Here is a 16,179-nt window from a genome sequence, read left to right on the forward strand (position 1 = left end):
TTAATTGTTCCATGCATTATTATAAGGCTGCATTTGGGTCATCTCCTGCCAGAGATGTTCATCCCAGTTACTGGTTACATCACGATAATAGTCAGGAGCCTGTCGGGACTGTGCCAGAAATGCCGCCATCTTCGGAGCGATCCAGAAACCTTCTGGCTGCATTAATCCATGCAGCGCAAATGCAATACGATCTTCCTGAGTGGGCAGTCCACATGTCATTGCCTGCACAAGCAATGCATCTATTTTTCGACTACTTTGCTGGCGCTGCGCCATATTGGCATTGCGTGGCAGTTTTTCCAGGACAAGGTTTATCTGCCCACAACGCTGTAATTGCGCCAGCGGAATTTCTGTTTGGTCTCCGGGCAGGCAAGAAACTCGAGCCGGGAACGCCAGTGTGTGCCACTCTCCCTCCAGCCAGAATGTCCAGTACGGTATTTCCTGGGCGGGTAGCTGGTTAAACAATTGCCATGGGCTCAACATCCAGTGCAGATGAAACAACACTCGCGGATCGTAATAACGCAAGATATGTCCCCTTTGGTTTGCATCCCTTAAAAACAGGGCATTAACCAGCAAATTGCGTACAATCTTAACCGGACGTGGACTGGACAGTAAAAGGGGACAATTCGGCGGTGAAGTTGGGTCTGCACACCGTGAAAGGTCTGCCATAAATGTTCTCCACTCGCCAGGTGGAAGCTCATGCAACGGTATCAGCCACGGGTAAAGATGGGCCTGTGGTACCAGCATCGGCGAAACCAGTTCGATATGCGGCCAGCTTTCCGGCAGTTCTGGCACCCGCATACGGTCAATTATTGCATATTGATGGTCCGCCAGTTGAAAAGGCTGCTCCAGGTAATTAATCATCAGTCGTCCTTAACTCAACGGTATGGTCGCATCACCCTTACCTGAAGCTTCTGAAGCCATGGATTCGCAGGCGGTAAATTTCGGATAGGGAACATCCAGTTTCGCTGGCCCCGCATAGTCAAAATCAGCACTTTTTACCTTAAAGCAGCCATTGGTGCCGTGTTCAATTTTGGCCGGGTCAATCGTCAGATAAGAACCACCGCACTGCACGGTGATTTTCTTTTTCGCAGTGATAAGGATTTCATCTTCTGTACTGGTAATGGTTAAACCTTTCGCGGCCGTGATATCAAGCCCATCAGTCTGGGCATGCATTTCGATTTTCCCTGCCGCCGCAACCAGTTTCATTCCCATCTCATGTGCAAACACCACCACCATTTTTTTCGCGACTAAGGCAATACGTTTTAACGCTGATATTTCCGTATTCCCGCCTGCAGTTAATATCTGATTCTGGTTAGCACTGAACTGAATATGCTGAGGCGTAGAAAGTGCAATCCCTGCTGGTGCACCCGCCACAATCACCGGCTGTTGCAGGGCATCCACACTTTGCTGTAAGAAACTTTGTTGTGTGTCATTATCCAGTGAATCGATATTTGCAGTTTCCAGGAGACTGGAGAGTGATTCAGCCAAAGACAGGGCGTCGGATAGCTGGCGTTTAACCGCTGCCATATCCAGCACCTGCCCCTGCGCCTTCGTCTGGCCATCAGCGCTGATAAATATCCCTTTCTGCGCCCGTATCGCTCCCCAGCTGTCCGTCCTGAGCTCAAACCCCTCACCGCGCTGCTGCTTTTCAGCATCCACCAGATGCCCGAGGTTGAGCTGGCTCTTGCCGCCATACTCCGTCGAAACCTTGATATGCTCTTTCCCGCGCTCGTCATCAAGGCGGATTTTGTTGTTCGCCGGGGTACGCAGGACGTTGCGTTTGTAATTCTGGATGGTGACGTGGTCGCCGTGGGCCGAGTCGTGCAGCACGCCGGAGATGTACGGCCTGTCCGGATTGCCGTCCTCAAAGCCAATCGCCACCTCGGTGCCCGCCAGCAGCGGCAGGTGCAGGCCGTAGGTGTCGCCGGCATACGGGCGGGACTGGCGCACCCACAGGCTCTCGAATCCGGTTTCCCAGCAGTCCCTGTCAAACAGCATGCTGACGCGGTAGCGGCCGTCTTTATCGATATGTCCGTAGGTGTCGTTCTCGGTGGTGCTCGTGACACGTGCCGGCAGCGTCCCGGCCATCACCGGACGTGAGCCAGGCTCAGGACGGAAGCTGAAATCCGTGCTGTCCGGAATGCCGTCAAAATCAACCGCAAAGTCCTTATCCCGGCGGGCATACGTACGCATCGCCGTGATGACCACGCCATGCGCAAACACGTCTGCCACTTCATACCCGCCGGTGACTTTCAGTACCTGACCCGGCGAGAGGGTCGGACAGCTGGTGATGCCCTGCGCCCGGGTCTGACCATTCAGGTAGCGCTCATGCCGGATGCGGGCATAAAACGCCCCGGACTCGGGCGCCGGATTGAGGTCATACGCGCTGCCCGGCGTCAGATAATTATCGGCATAGTGGTACGCTTCCCCGTACGTGGTCGCGTCCCCCCGGGTGACGTCAACCAGAGTATTCATGTTCTCCGTGGCCTGACGGTAGTTGTAGTCGCGGGTGCTGACCTGCTTCTGCACCACGCTGTGGCGGCTCTCCATCCCCCACACCGAGTCCACACCCTGCGAGTGCTGCCCGGACGGCGGCACCGACGGCAGCGTCAGACCTTTCTCGTAACCCTGCTGGCTATCGTAAAACTCCACCACATCAATATTCAGGCGCGTGTCGGTAGTGAAGCGAAACCAGATGCCCACTTCGCCCAGCAGGCGGGTGATGAAATGCAGGTCGTCCTCGCCGTACTGCATCACCTGCTCGCGGCGCTGGTACTCTTTTGCAAGCGAGAACAGAAAATCCTGACCGCGCATGCCGTGACGCTCGCGCAGGATTTTTTCCACAATTTGCGGGACCGACATGTCCTGGTAAATGGCGTTCTGGTGCGAACGGTCAAGCAGCGCCAGGCGTGGCCGGAGCGTCAGGGCGTAATACGTTTCATCTTTTGAGGTGCCGAGACGTTCAAAACCGGTCACCACCCCCTGAATCACCCGCAGCGGCTGCTGGATTTTGATGCCATAACCCTGGTCAACCGGGGCCTGCAGCGTCAGCGAGCCGGGCTTCATCAGCATCATCTCTTTGCTGATGCCGTGATCGCGGCTGGTGAACTCAACACGGTAGCTGAACGGTCGGCTCAGGGCTTCGTCGCCGTCAAAAGCCAGCACGTCGGGTTCGGCCTCACAGCCCTTCACCACCAGAAGGTGGTGGTTATGGCTGAATCTTAACGGAGGATTGTTGCTCATGCGTTTACTCCCTGTATCCGATCAAACTCCAGGCCGATCCCCTCCTCTTCACTCCAGCTAAGGCTTAACGACGCTGGTTTCTGTCTGGCGGCCATGTGGGTGAGCAATTGCTGGCTCAGCACCGGCAAAATTTGTTGATTTAGCAGACTATCAACGTTACGCGCCCCCGTATCCGGCAACAGGCAGGCGGCAGTCAGCGCGTCATTGAGACTCTCGTCAATTTGCGTGGTCAGCCCGTAGTGGCGGTGCAAGCGCTTGCTGACCTGTGACAGTTTCATTTCCACAATGGTACGCATGGCAGCTTCAGCCAGCGGACGGTAAATCACCGTCTGGAAGCGGGCGAGTAACGCGGGCTGGAAATGATCGCGCAGGATTGGGCGCAGCAGTTCGTGTAGGTCTGCTTCCGTGGCTTCCGGGTTTTCATCCAGCAGCTGCATCAGGTGGTCGCTTCCGAGATTGGAAGTCATCAGGATGACGGTATTGCGAAAGTCGATTTCGCGCCCTTCGCCGTCGCGCATAAATCCGCGGTCGAAGACCTGATAGAAGAGGTTCATCACGTCACGGTGCGCTTTTTCGACTTCATCGAGCAAAACCACACTATACGGGCGCTTGCGTACGGCTTCGGTCAGAATACCGCCCTGGCCGTAACCGACATAACCCGGTGGCGAGCCTTTCAACTGCGACACCGTGTGCGGCTCCTGATACTCGGACAGGTTGATGGTGATGAGGGATATCTCACCGCCGTACAGCACATCCGCCAGCGCAAACGCGGTTTCGGTTTTCCCCACCCCGCTCGGACCGACAAGCAAGAATACCCCCTGCGGACCGTTCTCGGAGGTAAGGCCCGTTTTTGCCGCACGCAGACGCCGGGCGATGGCCTCAAGCGCCACATCCTGCCCAACCACACGTTTACCGATTTCATTTTCCAGAGTCAGTAGTTCGGTCTGCTCGTCCTTCATCAGTGATGACAACGGCACGCCTGTCCAGTCGGCAATCACGTTGGCAACGGTGCGGACATCCACATCCAGGGAGAGCAGCGGGTTGCTGCGCTGCATCTCGTTAAGCTCCTGTTGCAGCCTGTGAGTCTCACTCTGGCGTGATATATCCTGACGGCTTTCGCGTAGCTGCTCGGTGAGTTTCATCTCCTGACCGTACTGGGTTTCCAGTTCGTCGAGTGTCACTATCTGACGCACTTCTTCCTGCTCAATCTCGCTCAAACGTTCGGCATGACACTGATTGCCAATGGCGATATCTTCCAGTAACGCCTGCTTCTCCATGTCGAGCGCAGCTATACTCGCGCGAAGGCGGGTTAGCTGTTCCGGTACCGTATCGAGACTCATACGCACGCGAGCGGCAGCGGTGTCCAGCAGATCGACCGCTTTATCAGGAAGCTGACGTCCGGTCAGATAACGACGCGAAAGAGTAACTGCCGCACGAACCGCATCGTCGGTGATATGCACATTGTGGTGTTCGGCATAGCGGGATTTCAGGCCACGGAGCATCAGGCAGGCAGTGTCATCGTCAGGCTCATCCACTTTTACCATCTGGAAACGGCGCTCCAGCGCGGCGTCACGCTCGAAGTATTGTTTGTATTCAGACCAGGTGGTGGCCGCAATAGTACGCAGTTCGCCACGCGCCAGCGCCGGTTTCAGCAGGTTGGCCGCGTCTGCACCACCCGCCTGATTACCTGCGCCAATGATGGTATGCGCTTCATCAATAAAAAGCAGAACAGGTACAGGCGATTGCTGCACCGCGTCGATGACGTTTTTCAGACGCTGTTCGAACTCACCTTTCACGCCCGCGCCAGCCTGCAGCAGACCCAGGTCAAGGGCGCGCAGGGTAACCGTTTTGAGGGATTCCGGCACATTACCCTCGGCTATACGCAACGCCAGACCTTCAACCAGTGCAGTTTTCCCCACGCCCGGCTCGCCGACCAGGATCGGATTGTTTTTACGGCGGCGGGAAAGGATGTCCACCATCTGGCGGATTTCTGTGTCGCGGCCAAACACAGGATCGATCTTCCCTTCCTTCGCTTTGGCAGTGACATCGAGGGTGAATTTATCCAGCGCGTTCTGCAGCGCAGGGCTCAGTTCCCCCTCTTTCATTTCCACACCAGCCGGACGTCCGACAAATTCCATCTCACCACCGAGGCTCTGCGCCAGTTCAGCTTCGCGCTGCATTTCCAGACGTTCATCCGATTGCGCATCCAGCAGAGGCCGCAGGCGCTCCAGCTGGCTTTGAGCAAGCGTTAACAACGGCCAAAGACCGTCACAACGTGCCAGTTTTGGTTTTTCCACCAGGGCCATCAGCAGATGGACGCTGCGAATGTGCTCTTCGCTGTTAAGGGAGGCAATCATCCAGGCTTCCTGCATCAGCGTCTGAATGGCATCAGACAGCTGGGGGCGATGGCGCACGGAGCGAGGTTGTCTGTCGAGCCAGCCAAGCAAATCCTGCCAGATGCCATCCATATCCCATTCATAGCGACGCGCCAACACCGTCAGGTCACCTTCCCCCTGTTCCAGCAGTTTTAGCAGCCAGTGCTCCGGCAAAATTTCCGCATGGGCGCGGGTCTGGCAGAGCGACGCCGCGCCTTCCATCGCACGGGCACAGTAAGGGTTCAGACGACGTAACAGGATGGCTGGATTTTCCATGAGACTCTCTCTTTGTCGGTTCCTGGACACGCTACCGCCCCTCGCTGTTCACCAAAGCGCATAAGGTCAGGCAGGCAGATTGTTTTTTCTTTGCTGAGTGCCCGCATCTCAGGCACTCAGCAAAAAACTGCGGACAGGAAAACCTGCCCGCATCAGGATTACGCCGTGGCGCGTTCGTTCCAGGAATCGGAATGAATGATGTTGCCGTCTTTGTAGGTCCAGGTGATTTTTTCGTAACGCAGTTCAACGCGTTCAAGGTGGTTGTGCTTCTCTTTCGAAGGATCCTTGATGTCATACATTTCAGGATTCACTTTCACTACCTTCACGTTTTCCAGTTTGGTGTTGAAGTACTCCACTTCCTGGCCCGCGTCGTTGATTTTGTACCACTTGAACTCAGCGGATTTTAGGGTCTGACCCGTGGTCACCGCCTTGTACAGGTACGGGCTGGAGGAATCGATTTCCTTCGTGAACAGGAACGGCGTGTGGATGCGGGTGCCGGTCAGCTTGCCGGTGTTGTTGTCGGTCGGGATGTACAGGTTATGCTCCTGTGCAACCACTTCGATGCTGCCTTCACGATCCTGAACGTCCACAGACCCTTTAATGTCCGCGCCGCCGTCGTCCTTCAGCCAAAGATAAACAGGAATTGCCATGTTAATTACTCCGTTTTATTTTCTGAGACGCCATCATCCTCCGATGGCGCCAGGTGTTTGCCGGGTATCTGACAGGCACTAGCCTGCGGTACCAGACTGATTTCGACACGGCGGTTAAGCGCACGCCCTTCCGGGGTGTCGTTGGTTGCGACAGGGCGGCTTTCGCCATAGCCCTGCACCGCAAAACAGCTTTCCGGCACGTCTCCGGTATCACGCATCCAGCTGCGCACCGCTTCGGCACGTTTCAGAGACAACGTCTGGTTTAGTTGCGGATTGCCGGTGTTATCGGTATGGCCGGACACGACAATCAGCCAGCCCGGTTTCGCCTTCACGCCGACCAGAGAATTCACCAGCATTTTGGTGGAACCCGCTTTCAGCTCGAACTTGCCGGAATCGAACAGCGACATGCTGTCGAGCCTCACAATTTTCGGCACCGGTTTTGGGGTTGGCTGCGGTTTAGGAGGCGGCGGCACATACGAGCGGATCGCTTCCAGAAGGGGCATCCGTAGACGTTCCCCCTGATAAAGCCCCAGACCCAGTCGGGCCGGTACGCCGTTACGTGCATAGTCATCCAGCAGCGCCGCATTCTCACGAAGGGCCGCTACGGCGCTAGCCTTCGGGCCGTAGTCATCCATGGAGAGGCTGTCATAACGGGCTATATCGAAGCTCACGCGATGCAACAGCTGGCGATTGTTCCAGCCACTGCTGAGCAGCGCGGCGATGGCCGCCAGGGTGAAAAGACCAAGGGCACAGCGCCAGGTGCGGGCACGGGGAGTGAGTCCACTTCCCTCCGGTAGCAGCGGCAGGATGAAATCCGGTAAGGGTGAGATCACCGTACTGTCCGTCCCTACCGGTTGCCAGCCAGCCACCTGCTGCATGGCAGTATGACGCGATAACCACGCCGTCCAGGCTGAAGATGCAAGGCTTCCGGCAAGAATCAGCCCCATTCCCCACAGCTGCGCTGCAGGTGCAATGGTCGGAACATCAGGATTATCATCGATGAATACCGCCTGGACATGCTGATGGAACCAGCTCATCAGGCTGTTCATCAGCACCTGCTGCTCCATCACAGGCGCACCGCCAGTTGAGACCCACGCGGCAATTGAACAAGGCGCATTCGACTCACGCCAGACAGTCCACCCTTCACCCGGAATAGCAGCCTGCCAGAGCATGTCATCCGTCATCGCACTGCCGATCTGACCATTCAAAATCAATGGCACAGAATGTCCCGTTTCTTTACGCAACTGGCTGATTTGCCAGCGCAGAGCCAGCAGACGACTTGTCAGGGCTTCGCTGTCAACGCGTTTCTGCGGGCAGACACTGACCATCACCGACAGCTGACGCCCCCAGTCCGGGCGCTGCCACAGTACCTGACGGGCAACCTGCTCCAGATCATGATGATCCTCAACGCGGATCCAGCATCCCTGCGTGACGATGAGTACTGATGACTGCTGCGGCCAGGTCAGCGGCAGATCGCCACAAACCAGCACCACGGGTTGACGGTAAGAGGATTCAGGAAGGTCATCCAGACGCAGGGTGACATCATGCTCTCCACGAGGTCTGGTGATATACCAGAACACTAAGATGACCCCAAGCATCGCCAGCAGAACAAGCACTGAAGCCAGCCGGGATACCGGCAGAAAGCCCAGGCAGACCACTGCACTAAGCAGAACGGCCCACAGCGCAAGCCCGCGCTGTTGTGCAGGACTCATTTTATAGCTCCCGGCAGCAGGGTCAGCAGCATCTGATCGAGCCAACGATCCAGTCCCCACCAGAGTGCGGCAAGAACAATCACGCTTAGTCCAATACGTGCAGGCCATGATGCGAGCCATCCGCCCATTCCCCATCCGGCACGGCTTTCTGCCAGAACAGGGTGGGTCTGAGGAAAGCTGAACGGCGCGACATGTTCACTGAGTGCGCTGACCAGCTTCTGGCGTTCAGGATCGTTCAGCGAGCGGAAACTTCCCATAAATCCGAGCATTATTACCCGCTGGAAGCAGGTCAGTACGGCATTGTCTGGCGCAGGTTCACGCAGGACATCACGCATCCTGTCACACAGGGTGTCGCCGGCATCCATCGTGCCGAGGAAGTGTCCCTGCAGGGGAATGTCATACCACTGCACACAGGCGTCATCCTCCACACCGCGCCCTTTGACCGCTTCGTCAAGTAATGCACATTGTGCAGTGAGGATATGCTCACAGCTGGCTTCGTCGAGTTCACTCGCTTTCAGTTCGCGCTGAACGCGCTCCACGTCAGCGACGCAACGCTCCCACAAAACCCGACCTTCACCTTCCTGAAACTGCGGTCCATGACGAAGGCTAATGACCTGCAGCCATGTATTCTGCAGCAGTGCGTCAATATCAACAGATACGGCGGCGCCGTGTTTACGTTCACTCATGTTCTCAGTACCGCAAAGAGTTCAAGTTCAGGCTCGCCCAGCATGCCCGGGACGTAAAACATACACGTCCCACTCTGGAGCATCTCAGTCGCCAGAGGATGGGAGAGATCGAGACTGAAATACTGATTTTCCAGGCGCAGCGGAATGGCGGCTGGTACATGGCGCAATGGCATCAACGGCACGCCCACGCGGGAAGAGTTGACGATCCCCCGCACATGGTCAGGACTGCCCACCTTACACTGACGCGGGAACTGTTCCTGCAGTTGCGCTACTGGGATCGGCGAGCGCACAGAAAGATAGTAATCAGCCCCTTCGCGCAGACGCGGGTCGTGGAGTCGAGCCTGCCAGAAGTGCAGTCGTGGGTCATAGTCGAGTGACAGAGACACCACGCGGGACGGCAAGCTGGCTTCAAGCAAATCGCCAAGCAAATCAAACAGCGGCGGAAACACTATATTGAGTTGCTCGTGGTGCCAGATCGGTATAGCGCTCACCTGATGTTCCAGAGAGAAGGTCAGCAGGCTCCCTGCCAGTCGAGAAAGTTCCGGATACAGACGCTCCGGCGGGCTTTGCAGGTTACGCTGGAACTGGCCAAGCACGGGCTCAGCGCTGTTCAGCGCGTTGAGCAGCCAGAACAGTGATACATCGGCCACGGCGAAGTCTGCCATACGCTCATTGCTTTCACGCCGCATCGCCATCAGACGGCACAGACGAGCCCGCAGTTGGGTCATGAGTTGTTCAAGCTGAGTAACCAGCCAACGGCTGCCCTGGAGAGTCAACAGTGGAGGAAGAAACGTCTCGTCTAATTGCCATGTACCCTGCGAGTCTTGCTGAAGTCGGGCGACCGGACAAATCAGGTAATCGCTGTTATTCTGATGCGCAAAACGCAGGGTCAGTTCGGGCTGCATTACGGCAATCTGGCGGGTGTCATCTCCATAAGCATTGCGCACATCCCGCCAGCGCTGACGATATCGCACCGGACGCTCGGCCACTTCTTCGGGTTTCAGGCAGTTGCCGCCGTTCGACCGCAGCAGCGGAGTGCCAGTACCACCGTCACCTCCTGCGATTCGCGTTCAAGCGAAAGGACCGGTGGCAGGGTATCCGCATTATCTGTATCAATCAGCGTACCGTCCTGAAAACGAACATGCAGATGATGGGCCTGCAGACGTCCAAGCCTGAGAGCTTCCGTTTCGAAGGTGGCGTTGATAACCCCCCATGGACAGGAGAGGCCCAGTCGGGCAATACATTCGGCAGACCAGGCCGCATACGCGACCTGTTGCTGAAAATGCTGGGGAGAGACCATAATGCCCCTGCCCCATAACGGTTGTTCCGTTTTCATCAGCTTCCTGCCTGTTTTTACGATTTGGCTTTCGGCATCTGGGAAACCAGCGACAGATTTACATCCATGCCTTCCACCTGGAAATGCGGGACGGCGTACAGCTTCACGCGGAAGAAGCCCGGATTGTCTTCGATGTCTTCCACTACCACCTTCGCGTCGCGCAGCGGGTGAGAAGCCTGCAACTCGTCGCCCGGATCGGTCATTTCGGTCACCAGGCTGCGGACCCACGTGTTCAGCTCCAGCTCCAGCAGTCGGCGGTCCTTAGTGGTACCAATGTTCTCGCGCTGAATCAGCTTCAGGTAGTGGGCGATACGCGACAGAAGGAAGATGTACGGAAGACGGGCGTTGATGCGGCTGTTCGCCGTCGCATCAGCGGTGTCATACAGCGCCGGTTTCTGAGTGGAGTTGGCTGAGAAGAAGCACGCATAGTCGCGGTTTTTGTAGTAGGACAAAGGAATGAAGCCCAGATTCGCGAATTCGAATTCGCGGGTTTCGGGAATCATCACTTCGCTCGGGATTTTTACCTGATTGCCGGTACCGAGATCGTACAGATGAATAGGCAGGTCCTGAACCGCACCACCAGCCTGCGGGCCGCGGATTTGTACACACCAGCCATTATTGATAAAACTACGCACCATGTTTGAAGCGAAGGCAAACGATGCATTAGTCCACAGGTATTTGTCGTGATCCGGACCTTTGACTTCTTCGACATAGTTGAAGCTGCGAACCGGAACGGTGTCCGGGCCATACGGTAAACGTCCCAATACGCGCGGCATGACCAGGCCGATGTAGCGGGCGTCGTCAGTATCGCGGAATGATTTCCACTTGATGTACTCTGCGCGGTCAAAATAGTTACCAATATCTTTAATTGCCGCGACATCTTCCATTGACTCCTTGAGGAAGAATTTCGGGCCTGCTGAGCCGATAAACGGCATATGTGCAGCAGCGGATACTTTGGAGATGTTGCGAAGCAGAGCGACATCCTGCGCTGAAGCATCAAACTCGTAAGCGGAAATCAGTGCCGCAATCGGCTCGCCGCCTGGGGTATCATATTCATCAATGTAGGCGTGTTTATACAGACCACTCTGGATGATTTCCGGGCTGTCTTCAAAGTCCTGGCGCAGATCTTCTTTGGACATACTCAGAAGCTCAATTTTCACGTTCTGGCGAAAATCTGTTTTATCAACCAGTGACTTCACTCCACGCCACAGGCTTTCGACCGCCTGAAACTCGTCATGGTGCATAACCGCGTCCAGCTGGCGGCTGATCTGGTAATCGAGCTCAGCGATGTGATGATCGATCAGGCTTTTATCCAGTTTTTCGACCTTCGCGCCTGCTTTGGTCAGACATTCCAGAAAGACCTGCATACCTGCAGTCAGACGCTCATCAGCGGTCGCATCTGACATCGCCTGCGCATCTTGCCAGAGGTCTAATGCGCTCAACTCGGAGACAGGACTCAGATTGATTTTCTCAAACAGGGAGGCGTAAACCCCACCCGCAGCAGGACGTTCCAGCACCACGCTTTCACTCCCGGCAATATTATTTTGTACAGACATGAGCATTCCTTGATAAATCCGTTAAAACAGCGTGATGGTTACGATTTTCTTGATGCCAGCGCGGATAGTTCATTTCGCAACTCAGCGCTAAGCGACTGGTCCAGAACGATTTTTTCCAGCTCTTTTCGGAAAGTCTGGTTATCCAACAAGTTAGCCTTCAGATCGCGCAGCAAGTTGCGCATCGCCAACATTGCTTTCAGCTGCGGTATCTGAGCAGCCACCTGCTCTGGCGTGAAATCTTTCATGCTCTGAAAAGTCAGCTGAATAGAGTCCTCACCACCATCCTCAGACAGCGTATTTTTAACGGTTAGATTAAGTTTTGGGGAATATTCAGAAAGAACGCTGTCGAAATTATTTTTCGTGATGTTAACTTTCTCACGCTCAGATATTTGAGCAGACTCCTGACCATTACTGAAATCACCCGCAATCAGTAATTTCAACGGTAATTCCATTTTCTTGCTTGCCCCGCCCGTATGCAGGTCAAGCTTCAGGTTTATACGTGCCTTAGGCACCTCATTCTGAAAACTGTCAGCCATTTCATCATCCCTCTGTGTTTTTGCTACGCCAACTTCACGGTGTCGTTCTTGATGCGCAATATTAGAATAATGATCGACGTAAAATCAAATATACAGATCATTTATCCGCAATGAGAAATTTCTTAAGAATTTTACACCAAGACATTATTGCGAATTATCCATTTGCCTTAGTAAAAGACACTGCTTTCTTCATGCGAAGCGAATATTTGTATCGTAAAAAGGATCGCAAACAGAGAGATGCTAATAAAACCATCTTGTTTTGATTTATATCACGAAATGATATCAAAAAAAGACGAATGAACAGCGATAGGTTATTGCGAGAAGATAAAAGTCAGAGGTTAATGAATAAATATAAGCGACGAATTGATTGATGGCATAAATAATAGATAAGAATTTTCACAAAGAAAATTCTTATCTATTATCCGAAGGGAAAATAAAACGCATATGCAGGTCCGAAAATAAACACTGCTGCTCTTTTGTCGGCCTACTCCTGCTTACGCAAAGGCTTCAGTTCTCCCCTCAGGCATGAAGGCTGCTCTTACTTCTGGAATTTATACAGTGTAAAATCAAACACCTCCCGAATCGCCGCTTTTTTAATCAAAAACGAGTAATAGCACATATCGTATAACGGTGCTACATTACGCCGCCCGCCCAAATCAGCAGTGGCCAGGCAACGCCGTAAAGTTCGGTAAAGTCTGCAACCATCACCTTGAAGAACGGTCTTATCGGCACGTCGTATCGCAAACTCTGCGCTACCTTTACAGGCTTCACATAGGTTCTACTATTTTGTCTCAATCCAAATTTCAACGTGCGTTTTTACACCCGCGTTACTGGTTTACATGGTTTGGTCTTGGCGTACTCTGGCTGCTGGTTCAACTTCCGTACCCTGTCCTGCGCTTGCTGGGGTCGAAACTGGGCAGCGCTTCCCGCGTTTTCCTGAAACGTCGCGAATCCATCGCGCGTAAAAATATTGAACTTTGTTTCCCGCAGTACAATGCCGAAGAGCGTGAGAAACTCATTGCTGAAAACTTCAAGTCTATCGGCATGGCGCTGCTTGAAACAGGCATGGCCTGGTTCTGGCCGGATGAGCGTGTCCGCAAATGGTTTGATGTTGAAGGGCTGGATAACCTTAAACGCGCGCAGATGCAAAAACGCGGCGTGATGGTTGTCGGCGTCCACTTTATGTCACTGGAGCTGGGCGGCCGCGTGATGGGGCTTTGCCAGCCAATGATGGCAACCTACAGACCGCACAACAGTGCGCTTATGGAATGGGTGCAGACGCGAGGCCGCATGCGCTCCAATAAGGCGATGATCAGCCGTAATAACCTGCGCGGTATGGTCGGTGCTCTCAAGAAAGGAGAGGCCGTCTGGTTTGCCCCCGATCAGGATTATGGACGTAAAGGCAGCAGCTTTGCGCCTTTCTTTGCGGTGAAAGATGTTGCGACGACTAACGGTACTTTTGTCATTTCACGTCTGTCTGGTGCCTCCATGCTGACCGTGACGATGGTGAGAAAAGCAGATAAGTCAGGTTATCGTCTGCACATCTCCCCTGAAATGGCTAACTATCCGGAAAACGAATGCGAAGCCGCAGCGTTTATCAATAAAGTCATCGAAACTGAAATCATGCGCGCGCCAGAGCAGTATCTGTGGATGCACCGTCGTTTCAAAACCCGCCCTCTTGGCGAAACCTCGCTCTATATTTAGCCCTTCATGAAGGTTAGTTTCGCTAAGAAACTAACCTTTTCAATCACCTGTCCTTCCGCTGAGTAAGCGTCTTTTCAATGCGTCGCCCAAAGTGAATTTATTGCGAAGCGAAATCAAACTGTCGCCGTTCCACGACACTCGTAAGTAACGGAAATTATTTAAAAAAATCCCTCTTGTCACCCCTCATTTTTAAGCGTACATTAGCGCCGTCTGGCAACATGAAAGCACAGAATTCTGAGCTGGAGTTGACGGCGTAACGGGAAAATTCTCATTTCCGTTTGGACCGGATTTCAGTTCTCTATAATCAGGTGGACTCTGTTTTTAAATGCGTACCACAAGATACGCGGAGCGATGAAACGTGAAATATTTCTTTATGGGCATTTCGGTGATTGTTTTAGTCTGGGCCGGAACCTTTGCCCTGATGATCTAGTGAAGAACATGCTGTCAAAAAAACAGGAGCCATCGGCTCCTGTTTTTTTATGTTATGACGACGCGGGGTGTTCAGCGACGCTCTTTGAGGTGAGAAGACCGTCGGCCCGGAACATGCTCTTGATGCCCCTCACCGCCTGACGGATACGGTCGCTGTTTTCAATCAGGGCAAAACGCACATGCGTGTCGCCGTAATCACCAAAGCCAATGCCCGGTGACACACACACCTTCGCATCCTGCAGCAGTTTTTTGGCAAACTCCAGCGATCCCATCGCCGCATACGGCTCCGGAATTTTCGCCCAGACGTACATGGACGCTTTCGGCATTTCCACCATCCAGCCCGCTTCATGCAACCCCTTTACCAGCACGTCGCGGCGGCGCTTATACTGGGCGGCAATCTCGTGAACACACTGCTGATCGCCTTCCAGGGCAGCGATAGCCGCGACCTGCAGCGGCGTGAAGGTACCGTAGTCGTGATAACTCTTAATGCGCGCCAGGGCACTCACCAGCGTTTTGTTACCCACCATAAAGCCAATACGCCAGCCCGCCATGTTGTAGCTTTTTGACAGGGTGAAGAACTCTACCGCCACATCACGCGCGCCCGGGACCTGCATAATCGACGGGGCTTTCCAGCCGTCATAGACGATATCAGCATAGGCTAAATCGTGAACCACCAGCACGTCATAACGCTTGGCCAGGGCTACCACTTTCTCGAAGAAATCGAGTTCCACGCACTGCGCCGTTGGGTTCGAGGGGAAACCGAGGATCATCATCTTGGGTTTCGGATAGCTTTCGCGAATCGCACGTTCCAGTTCGTTAAAGAAATCGACACCTTCCACCAGGGGCACAGAACGGACCTGCGCTCCGGCAATCACCGCGCCGTAGATATGGATCGGGTAGCTTGGATTAGGCACCAGCACCGTATCGCCATGATCCAGCGTAGCCAGCATCAGGTGTGCCAGCCCCTCTTTCGAGCCGATGGTGACAATCGCTTCACTTTCCGGATCGATATCAACCTGATAGCGATCCTGATACCAGCGCGAGATCGCGCGACGTAACCTGGGAATGCCGCGAGAGGTTGAGTAGCCGTGCGTATCCGGGCGCTGGGCTACCGTGCAGAGCTTCTCAACGATATGCGGTGGCGTTGGGCCGTCAGGGTTACCCATGCTGAAATCGATAATATCTTCGCCGCGCCGACGCGCAGCCATTTTCAGTTCAGCAGTGATATTGAAAACATAAGGGGGGAGACGATCGATACGCGTAAAACGGCGTTCAGGACTGAATTCAGCCATAGATTCCTCAGATTAACGTTAGCGCCCGGACCGTCCGAGCGACGCTGCCACCGATGTGGCATGTTTAGAAAATAACCTGAAAAAAATCATGCTGTCGAGAGGGAAATGAAAAAAAAAGCGATCGTCTGAAAACAGGAACCCGGCTGCGCCTAAAAGCGGAAGCCCCTGTTTCGGGATCGGCTTTCTGATAGCTGTTATTTAACAGAATGATATCAAGCCAGTTACCTGACGATGCGCCGGTAAGAAAAAAAACAGGACGCCTCGGTCATCGCCAGATAATCCCCTTTCATAATTATGGTTTTTCCTCATTTGATAAACCTGACGGATAGCTGGTCAATACGCGCCAGGTTTTTTATCATGGTTCTTTCCCGTTTTCCCAGGTCT

Annotated in this window: 12 protein-coding genes and 2 pseudogenes; 2 read left to right on the forward strand and 12 right to left on the reverse strand. The window is 54.1% G+C overall.

Annotated elements, in window-relative coordinates; genetic code table 11:
• The 11 genes and pseudogenes from ACJ69_RS12100 to ACJ69_RS25505 form a co-directional block, all read right to left on the reverse strand.
• A complete protein-coding gene (locus ACJ69_RS12100) occupies window positions 1–861 on the reverse strand; it encodes a DUF4123 domain-containing protein (protein WP_054830072.1) in 861 nt (286 codons plus the stop codon).
• A 9-nt stretch (window positions 862–870) separates the two neighbouring features.
• Window positions 871–1,527 (reverse strand): DUF2345 domain-containing protein, encoded by a 657-nt coding sequence (locus ACJ69_RS25980; protein ID WP_407027169.1) that lies wholly within the window; start codon window positions 1,525–1,527, stop codon window positions 871–873.
• Window positions 1,524–3,243 (reverse strand): annotated as a pseudogene (locus ACJ69_RS12105) (type VI secretion system Vgr family protein); the annotation flags it as partial. The gene ACJ69_RS25980 and the pseudogene ACJ69_RS12105, both read right to left, overlap by 4 nt.
• The gene (gene tssH, locus ACJ69_RS12110) at window positions 3,240–5,894 is read right to left on the reverse strand and encodes a type VI secretion system ATPase TssH (RefSeq protein WP_059347108.1); all 2,655 of its coding nucleotides are present in this window, start codon (window positions 5,892–5,894) and stop codon (window positions 3,240–3,242) included. The gene tssH and the pseudogene ACJ69_RS12105, both read right to left, overlap by 4 nt.
• Window positions 5,895–6,052: 158 nt before the next feature.
• Complete coding sequence (gene hcp / locus ACJ69_RS12115; protein ID WP_023325816.1) at window positions 6,053–6,544, reverse strand: type VI secretion system effector Hcp; 492 nt, start codon at window positions 6,542–6,544, stop codon at window positions 6,053–6,055.
• Window positions 6,545–6,549: 5 nt separating this feature from the next.
• The gene (locus ACJ69_RS12120) at window positions 6,550–8,256 is read right to left on the reverse strand and encodes an OmpA family protein (RefSeq protein WP_059347109.1); all 1,707 of its coding nucleotides are present in this window, start codon (window positions 8,254–8,256) and stop codon (window positions 6,550–6,552) included.
• Window positions 8,253–8,942 carry a type VI secretion system protein TssL, short form gene (gene tssL, locus ACJ69_RS12125; protein ID WP_054830071.1) on the reverse strand — a complete coding sequence of 230 codons (690 nt, stop codon included), beginning with the start codon at window positions 8,940–8,942 and terminating at the stop codon, window positions 8,253–8,255. The genes ACJ69_RS12120 and tssL overlap by 4 nt, the downstream gene beginning before the upstream one ends.
• Window positions 8,939–10,281, reverse strand: a pseudogene (tssK, locus tag ACJ69_RS12130) (type VI secretion system baseplate subunit TssK). Before tssK ends, tssL begins: the two are co-directional and overlap by 4 nt.
• A 14-nt stretch (window positions 10,282–10,295) precedes the next feature.
• Window positions 10,296–11,840, reverse strand: coding sequence for a type VI secretion system contractile sheath large subunit (gene tssC / locus ACJ69_RS12135; protein ID WP_029741365.1), 1,545 nt, complete (start codon window positions 11,838–11,840; stop codon window positions 10,296–10,298).
• Between the two features lie 32 nt (window positions 11,841–11,872).
• Window positions 11,873–12,370 (reverse strand): type VI secretion system contractile sheath small subunit, encoded by a 498-nt coding sequence (gene tssB / locus ACJ69_RS12140; RefSeq protein WP_059347110.1) that lies wholly within the window; start codon window positions 12,368–12,370, stop codon window positions 11,873–11,875.
• Between the two features lie 633 nt (window positions 12,371–13,003).
• Window positions 13,004–13,141 (reverse strand): hypothetical protein, encoded by a 138-nt coding sequence (locus tag ACJ69_RS25505; protein WP_162791110.1) that lies wholly within the window; start codon window positions 13,139–13,141, stop codon window positions 13,004–13,006.
• A gap of 12 nt (window positions 13,142–13,153) precedes the next feature.
• Here ACJ69_RS25505 and lpxP point away from each other — a divergent pair, with 12 nt between their 5' ends.
• Window positions 13,154–14,074 carry a kdo(2)-lipid IV(A) palmitoleoyltransferase gene (lpxP, locus tag ACJ69_RS12145; protein ID WP_029741363.1) on the forward strand — a complete coding sequence of 307 codons (921 nt, stop codon included), beginning with the start codon at window positions 13,154–13,156 and terminating at the stop codon, window positions 14,072–14,074.
• A 358-nt stretch (window positions 14,075–14,432) separates the two neighbouring features.
• Window positions 14,433–14,504 carry a membrane protein YpdK gene (ypdK, locus tag ACJ69_RS25285; RefSeq protein WP_099458937.1) on the forward strand — a complete coding sequence of 24 codons (72 nt, stop codon included), beginning with the start codon at window positions 14,433–14,435 and terminating at the stop codon, window positions 14,502–14,504.
• A 52-nt stretch (window positions 14,505–14,556) separates the two neighbouring features.
• On the opposite strand, the gene alaC is transcribed toward ypdK, so the two are convergent.
• The gene (gene alaC, locus ACJ69_RS12150) at window positions 14,557–15,795 is read right to left on the reverse strand and encodes an alanine transaminase (RefSeq protein WP_023308710.1); all 1,239 of its coding nucleotides are present in this window, start codon (window positions 15,793–15,795) and stop codon (window positions 14,557–14,559) included.
• Window positions 15,796–16,179 lie beyond the last annotated feature (384 nt).

The sequence above is a fragment of the Enterobacter asburiae genome (genome assembly GCF_001521715.1).
Classification (GTDB): domain Bacteria; phylum Pseudomonadota; class Gammaproteobacteria; order Enterobacterales; family Enterobacteriaceae; genus Enterobacter; species Enterobacter asburiae.